The following is a 12,909-nucleotide window of genomic DNA, read 5'->3' as shown; positions in this document are numbered from 1 at the left end:
ACCTTATAAGATCGGCCCAGAGGCCTATTCCGGCGGGAAAAACGAGGCTACATAGGCCGCCGCAAGCAACCTATCGGCGGCACACTCTAAATTCAGGGGCGGGCGCATCGTGAACATGGACCAGTTGAAGCGGCAGGCTGCGGCGCGCGCCCTCGAGGAGGTGCGTGACGGCATGCAGCTCGGGCTCGGCACCGGCTCGACCGCCAAACATTTCGTCGAGCTGCTCGGAGAGCGCGTGCAGGCCGGGCTGAAAGTGATCGGCGTACCGACCTCGGAGGCGACGCGCCTCGATGCCGAGCGCTGCGGTGTGAAGCTGACGACGCTGGACGAGATCGATCACCTCGACCTCACCGTCGACGGCGCCGACGAGATCGATCCCGACTTCAACCTGATCAAGGGCGGCGGCGGCGCGCTGCTGCGCGAGAAGATCGTGGCGGCCGCCTCGGATCGCATGATCGTGATTGCCGACGACAGCAAATGGGTGCCGACGCTCGGCCGCTTTCCGCTGCCGGTCGAGGTCATCCCGTTCGGGCTTGGCGCGACGCGCCGCGCGATCGAGAAGGCATTTGCCGAATGCGGCGTTTCCGGGCAAATGGCGGTCCGCAAGGCCAAAGGCGGCGACAAGGATGGCCACGTTTTCGTCACCGATGGCGGCCACTGGATCGTCGATGCCCAGCTCGGACGTATCGTGGATCCGCCTGCCCTCGCCAAGGCGTTGAGCGCGATCCCCGGCGTGGTCGAGCATGGGTTGTTCATCGGCTTGGCCAGCTCGGCCGTTTTGGCGGGCGGCGAGGGAATTCGCGTGATTGAACGGCGTAAGCCGAAAGGAGACTAGGAATGAAGAGCGTTTTGAGATTCTTGCCGGCCGCGACGCTTGCTGTGGGTGTGGCGCTTTCGGCCGCTCCGGCCATCGCGCAGCAGCCGGCTCCGGCCCAGCCCAAGGCTGCTGCCGCGCCGGCCCAGCCGAAGGCCACGCCGGCGGCGATTGCGGCGGCCAAGGAAATTTTGCAGATGAAGAACGCTGGTGCGATGTACGCCGGCGCGGTGCCGGGCATGGTCGAAAAGACCAAGATCACGCTGATCCAGCAGAACCTGAACTACCAGAAGGACCTCAACGAGGTTGCCCAGGTCGTCGTCCAACAGCTCAACGGGCGCCAGAACGAGATCGGCGAAGGCATGGCGCAGGTCTATGCCAGCGAGTTCACCGAGCAGGAGCTGAAGGATCTCGTCACCTTCTACAAGTCGCCGCTGGGCCAGAAGCTGATCGATGCAGAGCCACGTGCCATCGGCCTGAGCATGGCCTTCATGAACTCCTGGGCCCAGAACTTCTCCGAGACCGTGATGGGTGCCTTCCGTGCCGAGATGCGCAAGCGTGGCAAGGAAATCTGACAGTCCCTATCTGATCAGAAATCCCTAAAGCGCGTCATCGCGCTTTAGGGTGTTATTTGCGCATGGTCCTATCGGAGAACCGCTGCACACGTCTCCGGATCACGCGCTGAAAGAAGAGGTCGGAGTGGACAATGGCTGAATTCGACGTCGACCTCTTTGTCATCGGTGGCGGCTCGGGCGGCGTGCGTGCCGCCCGCATCGCGGCCGGTCACGGTGCGCGCGTGATGATCGCGGAAGAGTACCGCATGGGCGGCACCTGCGTGATCCGCGGCTGCGTGCCGAAGAAGCTGTTCGTGATCGGCTCGCATGTCCGCCACGAGCTGGAAGATGCCGCCGGTTTCGGCTGGACCGTTCCGCCCGCGACCTTCGACTGGCCGACGCTGATCGCCAACAAGGACAAGGAGATCGCGCGGCTGGAAGCGGCCTACACGACGAATGTCGAGAAGTCGGGCGCGCAGGTCTTCAAGAGCCGCGCGGTGATCGAGGACAAGCACACCGTCCGCCTGCTCGAGAACGACCGGAAGATCACCGCAAAATACATCCTGATCGCCACCGGCGGCGCGCCCAACCACGGCGCCTCGATTCCCGGCATCGAGCACGTGATCTCCTCCAACGAGGCGTTTCACCTCAAGAAGCTGCCGAAGCGGATCGTGATTCAGGGCGGCGGCTATATCGCGTTGGAATTCGCCGGCATCTTCGCCGGCTACGGCTCCGACGTCACCGTGGTTTACCGCGGCGACAACATCCTGCGCGGTTTCGACGAGGACGTTCGCGCCCACGTCCGCAGCGAGATGGAGAAGCAGGGCATCACCATTCTCACCGGCTGCACGGTGGCGAAGGTCGATCGGCACGGCGAGGAATTCACCACGCATCTGTCGAACGGCTCGAGCCTTGCCTCCGACCAGGTGATGTTCGCGATCGGCCGCCATCCGTCGGTCGCCAATCTCGGCCTGGAGAAGGCCGGCGTCGCCATCAACCCTGACAATGGCGGCATCGCGGTGGACCATTTCTCGAAGAGCTCGGTCGACAGCATCTATGCGATCGGCGACGTCACCCACCGGCACAATCTGACGCCGGTCGCGATCCGCGAGGGGCATGCGTTTGCCGACACCGTGTTTGGCAAGCGCGAGGTGCAGGTCGATCATTCCTACATTCCGACCGCGGTGTTCTCGCAGCCGGAGGTCGGCACGGTCGGTCTGACGGAGACCGAGGCGCGTGCGCAATTCAGCCACGTCGACATCTACAAGACGACGTTCCGGCCGATCAAGGCGACCATGTCCGGCCGCGACACCCGCGTGCTGATGAAGCTCGTCGTTGATGGCTCGACCGACCGCGTGCTCGGCTGCCACATCGTCGGCGATTGTGCCGCCGAGGTCACCCAGGTGGTCGCGATCGCGGTGAAGATGAAGGCGACCAAGGCCGATTTCGACGCGACGATCGCGCTGCATCCGACCGCGGCCGAAGAGCTCGTCACCATGCGCACGCCGACGGCGCGCCACGTCCGTCAGGCGGCGGAATAGGGTTCGCGCCTACCCGTACAGATACCCCACCGGCTTGCCCTCAGTGCGCAGGGGACGGACGTCTTTTTGCGTGATGATCTGACCGGCGAGGCCGTCGATCTCGTCGCGCTGGGTCGGCGTCCAGCTGCGCAGGTCGTTCATGCCTTTCAGCAGGCCGAGCCTGAGGACCTGGGTGTTCTCGCCGAGGCCTGCTAGGCTGATCGAGCTCTTGCCCGCTGTCACCACGTCGCCAGCCGCAAGCTCGAACGCCTCACCGGCGTTGTTCTTGAATTCAGCGGTGCCGCGAATGACGCGGTAGATCGCGACTTCGCCCTTGCCAAGACAGGTGGCGTCTGCGGCGGTCGACGTGCTCTTCGGCAGGAGCGACTGGCCACGCGGGTCGGTTGCGATGATGTGGCCGGTGACGAGATGACCGCTGGGAATTTCGATCCCGATATCGCGCAGGTAAACCGGCGCGGCCGATTTGACGGGGCTGTCGGTGAGCGGCTTGAATAGCGCGTCCAGCGCCAAGGGATCCTGAAGCCAGAAGCCTGCATTGGACGGGCGGTCATGCAGAGGGTGGCTCCAGGCCACGCGCGGCGTTTCGGCCTCGTTGATCTGGTCCGGACCGACGATCGTCGGGTTCGGAAAGGTCGTCGGATCGGTCACGAAGGCTTCGAGGAATTTGCCGGAGTAACCCATCGAGATCGGGTCGGGCACCACGGTCTGCGGCGTCTTCAGGTTTTCTTCGGTCGACAGTCCCGACCAGGTGTAGAACAGCTGGCGGTGGACGATCGCGCTTTGCAACATCACCGCGCCGGGGCCGACATTGTAGAAGCGCCCGTCATAGTCGAAGGTGAAGGCGCCCGAGGTGACCAGCACGAGCTGAAAGCCGCCCGGCGGAAGATGAAGATGGAAATCGGTGGGGCCGGTGTCTGGGCGGTAGATCGGGAGGTTGGTCGCGACTTCGTGCAGGAGGAAGGTTTCGTTGTTGGCGTGGAAGCCCTCGTTTGCGCGGTTGTAGAGGGCTTGCGGCCGGTACGTCGCTTCGAACTTGGCATTCCTGTCGCGATCGATCGCCACGAAATCCTGAGCGTTGAGGCGTAGCGGCGCGCCGTTCGGATGGGTGAGGCCGGTAAATTTGAGATCGCCCGCGGCATGCACGTTCATGGCACTCTCCGATCTTTGCCGCTCATCCGGTCTCCGGGCGCACGCATCTGCTGCGCCAATTCGTGGGAGCAGGGAATCAGGCCTGACGCTGCCTTGCGAATTCTGGGCCAGTCGAGATGCAGCACGACGCGCGGGCTCGGCGGCTCCGCGCGGCGCGATGAAAAATCGAGATTGCACCTGAGGTTAGACGGCGCGGTAGGCTGGCTTGCCTGGGCCTCATCGCCGAGCCCGCAACCCCGACTACGGGGCGCGGTTTGTCTAATTTGTCGGCAAGCCCTTGCGCGGGCGTGCAGCCGCGCAGGCCGCGCCGATCAGCAAAGGTTGGCGGCTGGGCATTTGAAACCGCTCATTCGAACGACTGACGGGCGATCCGCTCGGGCTTGCCGATCGGGCTGTCCGCCCACTTCGCCATGTCCACCGTTCGCGCGTCGATGCCTTCGCACCAGAGGCAGGTGAGCTCCGCGCGGCCCTTGGCCGAAAGCATCGGGACAAGTCCGTGGCCGCAGCCGGCGCAAGACGTAACGCGATTCATGCTTTCCTCTGCGATCAACGAATTCAGGAGCGACATTGTCGTCCGCCAAGCTTGCGCGGGCGCTATGAAGGCGCACGAACGCTTCCGGTCGGAGCGCTCGCGCCTGAGATCGTCGAGGCTGCGATCCAGCGCGAGACCGCCCCGATGTCCTCGGCATTCTCGCGATAGGTGCGAAGCTGGAATTCCGCCGAGCTGCCACGCTCCACGATGGTCCGGCAATGCTCGACCTCTGCGGCGCAGTTCAGCGCGGCTGCGTCCTCGGCGACGTCGTCGATGATCCGGGTCAGCAGCTCCGAGATGGTGACCGGCCCGTCCTTCGAGGCAAAGATGCAATCGGTGCCGTAGCGCTGGGCCCGCCATTTGTTCTCGACCGCAATCGCGCGTTCGACCGCGGTGACTTCCTTGGACAGATGGGGCCGCAGGTAGAGATGGCGCGTCAGGCAGCGATAGAGCGAGGCGATGGCAACGGCATCGTCGACGAAGGTGCAGGTGTCGGGCGCGCGAAGCTCAAGGGTCGGGTGCTTCATGGACGGCCGCATCGCCCACCAGATGTGGCTCTCGTCGGGAATCACGCCGGAGCGTCGCAGCGCGCCGACATATTCGTCGTACTCGCGCCTGTTTTCGAACAATTCGGGCAGGCCGGTGCGCGGCAGCTCGGAATAGGCGGCAAGCCGGTAGCCCTTCAGGCCGGTCTTGTGGGAATTCCAGAACGGGGAGGAGGCCGACAGCGCGATGAACAGCGGCAGATGGGGCAGCATCGCCCGCATCACCGCCATCCGCTTCTCGGGATCGGGCAGCTGCACGTGCACATGCATGCCGCACATCATGTTGCGGTGGCCGATGCTGCGCAGATCCTCGATCATCTCCTCGTAGCGCGGCTTCGGGCTCGGCTGCGACATGCGCCAGACCGCAGTCGGATGCGTGCCGCAGGCCATGATGACGAAGCCGTATTGCGCGGCGACGTTGGCGACCTCGCGGCGGAGGAACCGCAGCTCTTCCCGGGCGTCATTGACATCGACGTGAACGTTGGTGGCAACTTCGAGCTGGGATTGCAGCATCTCCCGCATCGCCTGGCCGCCGGTGGACCAGTTCACCGACTCGAACAGCGCGTTGGGTGTTTCGATCGCGACCTCGAGGCTGCGGCGATCGGCGAGGAAGTATTCCTCCTCGATGCCGAAGGAATAGTCAGCCACCTTGCCGCGTCCGCCGGCAGAGCGAATGACGAGGTGCTGCTTGTCAGCAGAGGAATCGAGCCGCAGAAGTTTCAAAACGTCTGAAGCAAGGGTCATTGGCCACCCGGCAGTGGTATTACCTGCGGGCAATAATCCGTCTGACGGGGGTGGGTTCCGCTTCGGACTCACCGGAAATTGCAAGGTCGAATGGAACAATTTTGACACTGTCGGACGCGCGCGCGACCAGCGCGTGATTCGGCGGCACTTCCGTCCAGTCCGTTTCCTTGTCGAACGGCTCGGACACGACGATGACCTGACCACCGGCCTCGCGATAGTAGAGTGTGTTGGCGGCATCGTTGACCGCGACGCGAAATGCATAGAGATCCCCGCCGTTTGCGATCGCGCTGGTGAAGCGCAGCCGCTCGCGGAGCTGGCCTTCGTTGACGAGGCCGACGAGTGATTGCAGCACGGTTCGCGTCGCGGCAAGCGGATCGCTGTCAAGGCCCGCGCCCATCATGGCGAGGAACACGGCTTCGGAATCGGTCGTGCCGAGGCGCGAGGGATAATAGGCATCGGGGATCAGCGCCTCGACTTTTCGCCGCAGGCGATTCCAGCTGCCGACGAAGCCGTTGTGCATGAACATCCAATGGCCGCAGGCAAAGGGATGACAATTCTGCCGCGTCACCGCCGTGCCGGTGGCGGCACGCACATGAGCGAAGAACAGGTGTGAACGCAGATGGCGGCAGAGGTAACGGAGATTTTCATCCGACCAGGCCGGCCGTGTCTCGCGGTAAAGGCCGGGCTCCGGATGCTCGCCATACCAGCCGAGACCGAAGCCGTCGCCGTTCGAGCCCGCCGTGGATTGAAGCGACCGGATGCTTTGCGCGATCAGCGAATGCTCGGGCTCGGTGACGTAGGGTTCGAACGAGGTTGTCTCGCCCCGGTATGCGATCCAGCGGCACATGCGGGTTCCTGTCGGGGATATGTCCTGAGGTTCACCAACGATCCTCAACGCATCGGAGTTCCAGGCGCGGGCCCTGCACTGAGCAGGGGTTGCCTTACGGCCATCGCTGTGTAGAACAGCCTTGGGTGCTCGCTGCATTTGCGCAGCGACAGGTCAAGCGATGGTCGGGCCGCCACGCGGAAAGCGTGCGCCCATGAACGATCAGCTGCCCGGCAGGGACCTGTCGAAATCTCCGTTTTTCGTCGAACGGGCACTCACGACGCTCCAGCATTTCCTGCATGTCGAGGCTGTCAGCGGCGTGGTGTTGCTCGCGGCCGCGGCTGCCGCATTGCTGTGGGCCAACTCGCCCTTTGCCCATACGTATCATGACCTCTGGGACCTGCCGGTCCGGCTTCGGCTTGGCGAGTTCGTCTTCACCAGATCGCTGCACTTCTGGATCAACGATGCGTTGATGACGATCTTCTTCCTGGTCGTCGGCATGGAAATTCGCCGCGAGATCCATGAGGGCGCACTCAGCAAGTTCGACCAGGCCATGCTGCCGGTGCTGGCGGCTTTCGGCGGTGTCGCCGTCCCCGCGCTGATCTATCTGAGCTTCAACGCGGCTGCGGGGCGGGAGCATGGCTGGGCGATACCAACGGCAACGGATATCGCGTTCGCCGTCGGCGTGCTGGCACTTCTCGGAAAATCCATTCCCGGCAACGTCCGGGTCTTTCTGTTGGCGCTTGCGATCATCGACGACATCATCGCGGTGCTCATCATCGCGCTATTCTACACCAGCGGGCTCGATCTCAATGGCTTTGCCGTTGCGGTGCTCGGCGTTCTCTTGGCGCTCGGCTTTCAGCGGCTCGGGCTTGGCTCCGCGTATGCCTATATCGTACCGGCGTTCATTGTCTGGGCGGGCTTTCTCATGGCCGGGGTTCATCCGACGCTCGCAGGCGTCGTGCTTGGTCTGATCACGCCGGTGCGATCGGCCAGCCCGGAGATCGTGCCGCCGGTCATCCGCGTGGAGACGGCGCTGCATCCCTGGGTCGCCTACGGGATCATGCCAATCTTCGCGCTGGCGAACGCGGGAGTGAGCTTCACGAGCATGGAGCTCGCCGGTGGCGCTCAGTTCGTGACGCTCGGCGTCGCGCTCGCCCTTTGTGCGGGAAAGCCGATCGGGGTGATCGGTGCGACCTGGCTTGCTGTGCGCGTGGGTGGATGCCGGCTCGCACCTGACGTGACATGGGCCGGCATCTGCCTCATCGGGCTTCTGGCCGGCATCGGCTTCACCATGTCGATCTTCATCGCCATGCTGGCATTCAACGACGACAAGCTGCTGGACGCCGCGAAATTCGGCGTGCTGCTTGGCTCGCTCATCTCCGTGACGCTTGGCCTCGGATGGGGCTCCGAATACGCCCAGCGCCGGCGCAAGGAGATCGGAGACTAGATCGGAAGCGGAATCAGGGCCGCAGCCTCGCGATCGCTTGGGTTTTCGCTCGCCGCGAGACCCGCTGCGACGCCGACGCGATCGGCTTCGGAGCGGTTCTGGCTCATCTTGCGCTTGCCCTCGAACCGCACCACGGGAATGCGCACGCCGACGATCCCGCGCAACTGCGCGGCGATGAAATCGGCGGGCGCGTCACTGACGGCCCACGGCTTGGCGCGCGCGCCTTCGTGTCGGTTGGTCAGCCGTGTCACCGCGTCGAGCAGGCGTTGCGGCTCCTGGAAGAATTCGACCGGGCCGTAAGCGTGCACGGCGACGTAATTCCAGGTCGGCACCACCTTTTCCGTCTCTTGCTTGGTCGCGTACCAGGACGGCGTCACATAGGCGTCGGGACCGCTGAAGATCGCCAGTGCGTCTCCGATGGGCGGCAGCGTCCATTGCGGGTTGGCCTTCGCGACATGTCCGTACAACACCCCGTGCTGGCCTTCGCTCTCGTCGAGGAAGAGCGGCAGAGGCGTCGCGACCGGGCCCTCGGCGGTGGCCGTCACCAGGCTGGCGAGGCGCGCACCGCGGATGGTCGCCCGAATGCTCTCGATGTCGTCGTCTTTAAAGGCCGGGGGGATGTACATGGCATGTCTCCGTTCCGGGTTCGGAGATAGCCGGAATCTGGTCTGTTAAAAACGTCCAGATCAGGAAGATTTAATCAGTCCAGTTTGCTGATGGCCTCCGCGAGAAGCTTGCAGCCACGTTCGATCTGTGCGGCCTCCAGCGCCGAATAGCCCATGACGAGGCCGACGCTCTTCCGCATCCGGCGGGAGCCGGCGAACAGCGCGGACACGGGATAGATACCGACGCCCCTTGCGCGGGCCGCGTCGATCAGCGCGTCCTCACGCTTCTGCGGCAGATCGTCAAACCACGCCACGACGTGCAGGCCGGCGGCCGTGCCCTCGATCCGGACGCGATCGCCGAACCTTCGGCGAAGTGCATCGAGCAGCGCCTGCTGGCGCTCGGCGTTGCGCCGGCGTACGCGCCTGATGTGGCTCTCATAGGCGCCGCCCTCCAGCATCGCGGCAAGCGCCTCCTGTTCGATCAGCGGCGTGTGCCGGTCCATGATCTGCTTGGCGGCGGCGAACAGGGATCGCAGCCCGGCGGGGACCACCAGGTAGCCGATCCGCAAGGTCGGGGAGAGCGTCTTGGAGACGGTGCCGAGATAGATCACGTTGCTGCTTCCCTCGAGTGCATGCAGCGGGGGGATCGGCTTGGTGTCGTAGCGGTACTCGCTGTCGTAATCGTCCTCGATCACATAGGCATCGGCTTTCCGCGCCCAGGCGAGCAATTGATGCCGGCGTCTGATCGGCATGACGCCGCCGAGCGGATATTGATGCGACGGGGTCACATAGGCGAGGCGGGCTTCGACGCCGTCGAGCCGCGCTGTCTCCAGTCCGTCGGCGTCCACAGGGACCGGCACCGTCTCGGCGCCCGTCGCTGCAAACGTATGCCGTGCCATCTGGTAGCCGGGATCCTCCATCACGAAACGATCGCCGGCATCGAGCAGCAGCCGCGCGCAGATGTCGAGGCCCTGCTGCGAGCCGTTCACGACGACGATCTGCTCGACCTCGCAGCGGACGCTGCGCGATCGCCAGAGATAGCCCTGAAGCGCGGTTCGCAGCCGAAGCGAACCGCAGGGATCGTCATAGGCCAGCCGGTCGGGCTTGCGCGCCATCGCAGCAGTCATGGCCTTCTTCCATGCCAGCACCGGGAAATCCGATGGCGCGAGCTCGCCGTAGCGGAAGTTCGCGATGAGCCCGCGCGGCGGCTCGGTCCAGCGCGGCGGGTCCTTCAACAAGCGCTCGCCGAAAGCCGACAGCCGCGCCTTGCGCGCCGACGGTCGGGATGCAACGCGCGCACGCCCCCGCTCGACGACGGCGCGGGCAACGCGCGGCCGTGCGCCATGGCGCGTCTCGATAAAGCCTTCGGCGGCGAGCTGTTCATAAGCGACGGTCACGGTCGAGCGCGCCACGCCCATCTCGCCGGCAAGCGCCCGCGACGACGGCAGCAGGCCGTCGATCCCGTAGACCCGCGCCAAAATCTGATCCCTCAGGGCTTCATAGATCTGGCGCGCGCCCATGCGGCCGGCGCGGTCGCCGGGAATTGTCTTCATCTGGATCATCCACATTCCTGGGCCGGCATTCGTCCGAACGGACGATGCCGGAATGCGGTTCTAATCCTGTCCACCGAGAGTTTCGACGAAAGCCTTGCCGTAGGGGTAAAAATGCTCCTTGCGGCCTTGATCCCAGAGTGCCTTGAGCCCGAGCGCGGTGATGTCCCAGTCCGGCCGGCAATTCATGCTGACGGCTCGGAGATCCTGGCGCAGCTCTTCGACAGTCGGGCGTCCGAAGAACCAGTAGCCGTTATAGATCTTGTGAACGCGCAGGCCGGGCTCCAGCACGATGACGTGCGGGATCATCGGATTGTGGACGGGATCGGTGTATTCGGCGATGTCGAGATCCTTCTGAACGATCCGCCGCGAATCCGACAGGAAAGTCCAGTGCGCCCCGACACCGCTGCGATATTCGCTGGTCTGGGTGATGTTGTCGGTGGTGATCGTGACGAGACGGCAATAGCCGACCTCCATCTCGCGATGGAGTTGCAGCAGGCCTTCGGCCTGGCGGCGGTCCTTCGGACAGAAGCCGCCGCGGCCGAGAACGAGCACCATCGGATCGCCACCCTGGAGTTCGGAAAGCTTTCGGTGCTTGCCGGTGTGGTCGCTGAGCTCGTAATCGGGGAAGGTTACTCCCGGCATCATGTCAGGTCGCATTGAACTCTCCCATATCTTCTCGCATGTCGGGCGTGGGTGCCGACACTCACAGATCGATCACGACATCGCCCTGGGGCCGTGAACAGCAGATCAGGACATTGCCGTCCGCCGGCGCGTCAAGTGGGTCCGGCGCGTAGCTGACAGATCCGGCCACGAGCCCGCTCTCGCAGTTGTGGCACACGCCGGTTCGGCACGACCAGCGCACGGGAACGTCGCAGGCTTCGGCCAGTTCGAGCAGGCTGGCATAGGATGGTCCCCAGCAGACATTGAGGCCGCTGCGGGCGAATGAAACCATCGGACCCGGGCCGGCTGCGCCGGCTGGCAAGTGCGCCCGCTTCTGCGGGAAGGCCGCTATGCCGGGTGTCAGGGATGGTCCGGCACCGAACATCTCGGTGTGGATGCGATCCGGTGCAATGCCAAGTCCGGCAAGCCCGCGCGAGAGATCGGTCATGAACGGTGCCGGCCCGCACAGATAGAAATCACCGTCTCGCGGGACGCCGAGGGTTTGAAGCACCCGGAGGTCCAGATGTCCGATCGTGTCGAAATCCACATTGAGGCGATCGCCCGGGTCGGGCGCGCTGTAGCAGACATGGCTGTGATGGTGAGCCAGCCCAGCCAACAGCCCGCGCACCTCGGTGGCGAACGCATGTTCGCGACCGTTGCGGGCGCCGTGCAGCCACCAGACCTCTCGCGTCGTTGCTTCCGCGGCGAGCGCGTGCAGCATCGCAAGCACCGGCGTCACGCCGATGCCGGCACTCAGCAAGACGACGGGCCGTGCATCTTGCCGCAGCGTGAAGCGCCCGCGCGGCGCGCCGATCTGCACGGCGTCGCCAATTCGGACCTCGTCGGCGACATATTGGCTCGCCGCACCGTGGGCTTCCCGCTTGATGCTGATGCGCCAGGATGCGGCATCGGAGCGGCTCGACAGCGAATAGCTGCGCGTCATCGCCGGTGCGGTGGAGGCGCCGAGCCGCACGACGACGAACTGCCCAGGGAGAGCGGCGGCGACGGGATGTCCGTCCGTGGGTTCGAGGATCAGCGACGTCACGTTGCCGCTTTCAGCGATCTTGCGCGCCACGCGAAACGGCCGGAAGCCGCGCCAGGCCGGAGGCGGGCTCGACGCCGGGCCGAGCCCGGCGTTTCCCGCTGTCGTATCCTTGCGCTGCTGCTCGAGCAGCGCCGCGAAGGAATGACGCCAGCCGCCGCTCAGCGCCGGAATTTTCAGCGCGCGCTCCAGGCCGTCGCGCGGGTGAGGGGGCAGATAGAGCAGCGCATTGATCTCGGACACGCTCATGCGTTCGGGCCCGCTGGCGACTTGCACGATCTCGTCGCCGGCCTCGACGTCGCCTTCCTCGATCACACGAAAATAGAAGCCGGGCCGGCCGTGCCTGACGAGCAGCGCGGCCATGTCCGGCTCATCCATGCGAATGCCGAGCCGGTAGCAGGTGACGCGGGGCTGCGTCACCTCGAACAGGGCAGAGCCGATCTTGTAACGGTCTCCGATGCAGACGACCCTGTCGGCGAGGCCCTCGACGGTAAAATTCTCGCCGAATTGACCGAGGACGAGGTTCGATCGACCAAGGTGCTCCTGCCAGTATTGATAGGACTCCTGCTGATAGACATAGACGGCGCGCTGCTCGCCGCCATGACCGGCGGTATCGCCCTGGCCATCGCCGTCGATGTTGAGCCGGCGCACCCTGCGCGGGCCACTGACGGGTGTCTTCCAGATGCCCGTATGCACGGTTTTGCCTTGCCACGCGATGTCGCGCGGCAGGCCGACATTGACGGAGAGCAAACGGGCCATGGGGGTTCCCCGGCGTGACGGGCGCGGCTCTGGCGGATTCCAGGTCGCTGCAATGGCAATCTGCATCCATGTCGGATTTTTGGCCCGTTAGTCGTTGTTAGACGTTGCTAGACGGTCTTGTCGCGGGCTGTCTGC

General features: G+C 64.7%; 12 protein-coding genes. 4 read left to right on the top strand and 8 right to left on the bottom strand.

What is annotated here, in order from left to right; all coding sequences use genetic code 11:
• Positions 1 to 109: 109 nt before the first annotated feature.
• The 3 genes from rpiA to gor all read left to right on the top strand — a co-directional run bounded on the left by rpiA (position 110) and on the right by gor (position 2,909).
• A complete protein-coding gene (gene rpiA / locus JQ627_RS01385) occupies positions 110 to 835 on the top strand; it encodes a ribose-5-phosphate isomerase RpiA (protein WP_212482369.1) in 726 nt (241 codons plus the stop codon).
• Between the two features lie 2 nt (positions 836 to 837).
• Positions 838 to 1,389: a DUF2059 domain-containing protein gene (locus tag JQ627_RS01380; protein ID WP_212482368.1), complete on the top strand. Its 552-nt coding sequence runs from the start codon at positions 838 to 840 to the stop codon at positions 1,387 to 1,389.
• Positions 1,390 to 1,520: 131 nt separating this feature from the next.
• On the top strand, positions 1,521 to 2,909 hold the full coding sequence (gene gor, locus JQ627_RS01375) for a glutathione-disulfide reductase (RefSeq protein WP_212482367.1): 1,389 nt from the start codon (positions 1,521 to 1,523) through the stop codon (positions 2,907 to 2,909).
• A gap of 9 nt (positions 2,910 to 2,918) precedes the next feature.
• Here the strand turns inward: gor and JQ627_RS01370 are convergent, their stop codons facing one another.
• The 4 genes from JQ627_RS01370 to JQ627_RS01355 form a co-directional block, all read right to left on the bottom strand.
• Positions 2,919 to 4,058, bottom strand: a complete 1,140-nt coding sequence (locus tag JQ627_RS01370; protein WP_212482366.1) for a hypothetical protein — start codon at positions 4,056 to 4,058, stop codon at positions 2,919 to 2,921.
• A gap of 346 nt (positions 4,059 to 4,404) precedes the next feature.
• Entirely contained in the window at positions 4,405 to 4,542 is a 138-nt protein-coding gene (locus JQ627_RS01365; protein WP_249142816.1) for a hypothetical protein, read from the bottom strand.
• A gap of 110 nt (positions 4,543 to 4,652) precedes the next feature.
• Complete coding sequence (locus tag JQ627_RS01360; RefSeq protein ID WP_212482364.1) at positions 4,653 to 5,879, bottom strand: carboxylate-amine ligase; 1,227 nt, start codon at positions 5,877 to 5,879, stop codon at positions 4,653 to 4,655.
• Positions 5,880 to 5,898: 19 nt separating this feature from the next.
• A complete protein-coding gene (locus JQ627_RS01355) occupies positions 5,899 to 6,726 on the bottom strand; it encodes a class II glutamine amidotransferase (RefSeq protein WP_212482363.1) in 828 nt (275 codons plus the stop codon).
• A 193-nt stretch (positions 6,727 to 6,919) separates the two neighbouring features.
• Here JQ627_RS01355 and nhaA point away from each other — a divergent pair, with 193 nt between their 5' ends.
• A complete protein-coding gene (gene nhaA / locus JQ627_RS01350) occupies positions 6,920 to 8,155 on the top strand; it encodes a Na+/H+ antiporter NhaA (protein WP_212482362.1) in 1,236 nt (411 codons plus the stop codon).
• Here nhaA and JQ627_RS01345 read toward each other — a convergent pair.
• From JQ627_RS01345 to JQ627_RS01330, 4 genes are all read right to left on the bottom strand, one after another.
• Positions 8,152 to 8,781, bottom strand: a complete 630-nt coding sequence (locus JQ627_RS01345) for an FMN-binding negative transcriptional regulator (RefSeq protein ID WP_212482361.1) — start codon at positions 8,779 to 8,781, stop codon at positions 8,152 to 8,154. The two genes, nhaA and JQ627_RS01345, sit on opposite strands and share 4 nt — an antisense overlap.
• 74 nt (positions 8,782 to 8,855) lie before the next feature.
• A complete protein-coding gene (locus JQ627_RS01340) occupies positions 8,856 to 10,322 on the bottom strand; it encodes a PLP-dependent aminotransferase family protein (protein WP_212482360.1) in 1,467 nt (488 codons plus the stop codon).
• A gap of 51 nt (positions 10,323 to 10,373) precedes the next feature.
• The gene (locus JQ627_RS01335; RefSeq protein WP_212482359.1) at positions 10,374 to 10,970 is read right to left on the bottom strand and encodes a redoxin domain-containing protein; all 597 of its coding nucleotides are present in this window, start codon (positions 10,968 to 10,970) and stop codon (positions 10,374 to 10,376) included.
• Positions 10,971 to 11,016: 46 nt separating this feature from the next.
• Positions 11,017 to 12,774 (bottom strand): MOSC and FAD-binding oxidoreductase domain-containing protein, encoded by a 1,758-nt coding sequence (locus JQ627_RS01330; protein ID WP_212482358.1) that lies wholly within the window; start codon positions 12,772 to 12,774, stop codon positions 11,017 to 11,019.
• Positions 12,775 to 12,909: the final 135 nt, after the last annotated feature.

The sequence above is a fragment of the Bradyrhizobium liaoningense genome, assembly GCF_018130785.1.
Classification (GTDB): Bacteria; Pseudomonadota; Alphaproteobacteria; order Rhizobiales; family Xanthobacteraceae; genus Bradyrhizobium; species Bradyrhizobium liaoningense_A.
This window is presented reverse-complemented; position numbering and strand designations above follow the sequence as displayed.

What these genes read in the sequence shown, in the direction of transcription:
- JQ627_RS01330 (WP_212482358.1), bottom strand. Translation starts at nt 12,774, where the DNA reads ATGGCCCGTTTGCTCTCCGTCAATGTCGGCCTGCCGCGCGACATCGCG.
- JQ627_RS01365 (WP_249142816.1), bottom strand. Translation starts at nt 4,542, where the DNA reads ATGCTTTCGGCCAAGGGCCGCGCGGAGCTCACCTGCCTCTGGTGCGAA.
- JQ627_RS01355 (WP_212482363.1), bottom strand. Translation starts at nt 6,726, where the DNA reads ATGTGCCGCTGGATCGCATACCGGGGCGAGACAACCTCGTTCGAACCC.
- JQ627_RS01335 (WP_212482359.1), bottom strand. Translation starts at nt 10,970, where the DNA reads ATGCGACCTGACATGATGCCGGGAGTAACCTTCCCCGATTACGAGCTC.
- JQ627_RS01370 (WP_212482366.1), bottom strand. Translation starts at nt 4,058, where the DNA reads ATGAACGTGCATGCCGCGGGCGATCTCAAATTTACCGGCCTCACCCAT.
- JQ627_RS01360 (WP_212482364.1), bottom strand. Translation starts at nt 5,879, where the DNA reads ATGACCCTTGCTTCAGACGTTTTGAAACTTCTGCGGCTCGATTCCTCT.
- nhaA (WP_212482362.1), top strand. Translation starts at nt 6,920, where the DNA reads ATGAACGATCAGCTGCCCGGCAGGGACCTGTCGAAATCTCCGTTTTTC.
- JQ627_RS01380 (WP_212482368.1), top strand. Translation starts at nt 838, where the DNA reads ATGAAGAGCGTTTTGAGATTCTTGCCGGCCGCGACGCTTGCTGTGGGT.
- JQ627_RS01345 (WP_212482361.1), bottom strand. Translation starts at nt 8,781, where the DNA reads ATGTACATCCCCCCGGCCTTTAAAGACGACGACATCGAGAGCATTCGG.
- gor (WP_212482367.1), top strand. Translation starts at nt 1,521, where the DNA reads ATGGCTGAATTCGACGTCGACCTCTTTGTCATCGGTGGCGGCTCGGGC.
- JQ627_RS01340 (WP_212482360.1), bottom strand. Translation starts at nt 10,322, where the DNA reads ATGATCCAGATGAAGACAATTCCCGGCGACCGCGCCGGCCGCATGGGC.